The following is a 3,017-nucleotide window of genomic DNA, read 5'->3' as shown; positions in this document are numbered from 1 at the left end:
GGTCAGCACGGTGAAAAAAGCGGTGATGGAACCCTGGCCGTCACTGCCGTTACCCGCCCGCTCCACCAGCGCCGGTAATTTGGCAAATACCGAGGGCGGATACCCCTTGGTCGCTGGCGGCTCGCCCACTGCCAGCGCGATTTCACGCTGGGCCTGGGCGTAACGGGTGAGGGAGTCCATCAAGAGCAGCACGTTAAGCCCCTGATCGCGAAAATACTCGGCAATGGCGAGCGCAGTTTCGCACCCCTTAAGGCGCATCAGGGGCGAGGCATCGGCCGGGGCCGCCACCACCACGGAGCGGGCACGCCCCTCCTCCCCCAGAATATCTTCAATAAACTCTTTGACTTCCCGGCCCCGCTCACCAATAAGACCCACCACCACCACGTCCGCCACCGAGCCACGGGTCATCATCCCGAGCAGCACCGACTTGCCGACGCCTGAACCGGCGAACAGTCCCATCCGCTGGCCCTGACCCACCGTCAGCACGGCGTTGATGGCGCGCACCCCTACGTCCATCGGCTGATGGATAGGGCGACGGGAGAGCGGATTGATGCGGTGCTGGGCAAACTGCACCGTCTGGGAGGAGAGAATGGGGCCGAGGCCATCGAGTGGCTGGCCGATACCGTCGATGACCCGGCCAAGCAGGTTCATACCAACCGGGATGCCGTGCTCCTCTGTGATGGGCACCACCCTGGCACCGGGGATCACCCCCTTGAGCTGCTCGCTCGGCATCAGGAACAGACGATCGCCGGAGAAGCCCACCACTTCGGCCTCCAGCATCCCATCCTGGGTATCGATGCGACAGAGGGCACCGATGGCGGCGCGGCAACCGATGGCTTCCAGCGTGAGGCCCACCACCCGGGTCAACTTGCCAGCGACAGGCGGCTTGGGCGCGATATCGCGCACCCGATACCCTTGCAACCGAGTGAGTAACGAGCCGCTCATCTGGCCTCCTGAAATGCGATATTGAGATGGGTCATGCTGGCGGCGGGTGGTTACACCTGTCCGCCGCCGGTTATGCGTGATTGTCCCGCAAAAAGTTGCGCAGCAGCTGATCGATGCGTCCCGACAGCGTCAGGTCAATGCTGGAAAGTTCGGTCGCCAGCTGCAAGTCGCCAGGAGAGAGGGTGGGATCACTTTGCAGCCGCCAGTGACGCTTGGCGCACTCTTCCACTCCGAACGCCTGCTCGACCCGGGTTATGTCATCAGGATGCAGCATCAGGGTAACCCCCTGCTCGGCGGCAGGCAGCAAAGCCAACCCCTGTTTGAGGGCCTCTAGCAGTATGCGCGGGGAAGTCTCTGCCTCGTGCCGGATGAGGGCGCGGGTCAGCTGCAGCATCAGGGCGATGAGCTGCTGCTCCACTGCCTGATCCAGCTCGCTGAGGGGGGTGGCGAGACGATCGACCAGTGACTGCCAGTGAGCCAGTTGCTGATCCACCAACTCGCGGCCCATGGCCAGTCCCTCCTCCTTGCCCTGCTCCAGCCCGGCGGCATGACCCTGTTGCAAGCCTTCCAGCTTGCCCTCTTCCAGCCCCTTGGCAAAGCCGGCGGCCTGGCCTTCGGCCATGCCCTCGTCCCACGCGGCCTGACGGATCGCTTCCAGCTCTTCTGCCGTGATACTGGGGACCGGCTCCTCTGCGGGCTCCTCAACCGGCGCCTCTGCCTCCTGCCGATACCAGTCCGGCGTCAACCCGAGGGCATTGGTCTCGACCTCGGACTCGACCTCCATCTCGGGCCAGCCCCAGGCCTCGACCCGAGCATCCTCCCCATCGGGACGTACATAGCCACGCAGCTTGTTGTTCATGCTTTAGAGGCGCTCCTCGCCAGCACCGGATGTGGCACGGCGAAACTGTAGAGTTGATAGTCCATGGTTTAGAGGAACTCCTCGCCGCCACCGGCACTCAGCATGATCTCGCCAGCATCCGCCAGACGGCGGGCGATGGAGAGGATCTCTTTCTGAGCCGCTTCCACTTCGGAGACCCGGATCGGCCCCATGGCCTCCAGATCGTCTGCCAGCATTTCGGCCGCCCGTTTGGACATGTTCTTGAAGATCTTCTCGCGCATCTGATCGTCGGAACCCTTGAGGGCGCGCTGCAGCAGATCCCCCGGCACTTCCCGCAGCATGGTCTGAATGCCGCGGTCGTCCACATCGATGAGGTTTTCGAACACAAACATCAAGTCCTGGATCTGCTGGCTCATCTCTTCGTCCGAGTCGCGGATGGAGTCCATCAGCTGGCCTTCGATATTGGTATCCAGGTAGTTCATGATGTTGGCCGCCGCCTTCAGGCCGCCCATCTTGGCTGCCTGGGCGCCAGCCGCGCCGGCGAACTGTTTCTCCATGATGTCGTTCAACTCTTGCAACGCTGCCGGTTGTACCTCTTCGAGGTTGGCGATCCGCATCACCAGATCCAGACGCACCTGCTCCGGGAACTGACTCAGGATCTCGGCAGACTGCTCCGGTTCCAGATAGGAGAGCACTATGGTCTGGATCTGCGGGTGTTCGTTCTGGATGATGCTGGCTACCTGGCGGGCATCCATCCACTTGAGGGAATCAAGACCACGGGCACCGGAACCCAGGATGATCTGATCCACCAGGTTGCTGGCTTTGTCTTCGCCAAGGGCTGCCACCAGCGCTTTGCGCACGAAGTCTTCACTACCGATACCTATGTTGGTGTACTTCTGGATATCATCGATGAATTGACGGTGCACCGCCGCCACCCGATCGTGACTGAAGTCAGACATTGAGGCCATCGACATACCGAGCCGTTGCACCTGCTTGGGCTCGAGATGACGGAATATCTGGGCGGCATCCTCTTCGTTGAGGCTCAGCATCAGCACAGCCGCCATCTCCATCCCGCTCATCTGATCCAGGATTTGGCGCTGGCTGTCGGTAATGTCATTGCCAGTGACTTGGGTCTTATTATCTTCAGGCATCTTTGTTCGTTACCCATTCTTTAATGACCTGTGCGGCCAGATCAGGTTCGTTCGCCACCAGCGCACGTACCGCCTTGAGCAAG

3 protein-coding genes are annotated in these 3,017 nt (G+C 61.6%); all 3 read right to left on the bottom strand.

Annotation, left to right across the window (positions count from 1 at the left end; translation table 11 throughout):
* Positions 1-945, bottom strand: a 945-nt coding sequence (locus AAC083_RS20975) for a FliI/YscN family ATPase (RefSeq protein WP_108537627.1), incomplete at its 3' end; no start/stop codon positions are given.
* Positions 946-1,015: 70 nt separating this feature from the next.
* The gene (gene fliH / locus AAC083_RS20970) at positions 1,016-1,804 is read right to left on the bottom strand and encodes a flagellar assembly protein FliH (RefSeq protein ID WP_042034109.1); all 789 of its coding nucleotides are present in this window, start codon (positions 1,802-1,804) and stop codon (positions 1,016-1,018) included.
* Between the two features lie 68 nt (positions 1,805-1,872).
* Entirely contained in the window at positions 1,873-2,934 is a 1,062-nt protein-coding gene (gene fliG, locus AAC083_RS20965) for a flagellar motor switch protein FliG (protein ID WP_042034110.1), read from the bottom strand.
* Positions 2,935-3,017: the final 83 nt, after the last annotated feature.

The organism is Aeromonas sp. HMWF014 (assembly GCF_963878295.1).
Lineage (GTDB): Bacteria > Pseudomonadota > Gammaproteobacteria > Enterobacterales > Aeromonadaceae > Aeromonas > Aeromonas popoffii.
The sequence above is the reverse complement of the archived record's forward strand: the minus strand, read 5'-3'. Positions and strand labels throughout refer to the sequence as shown.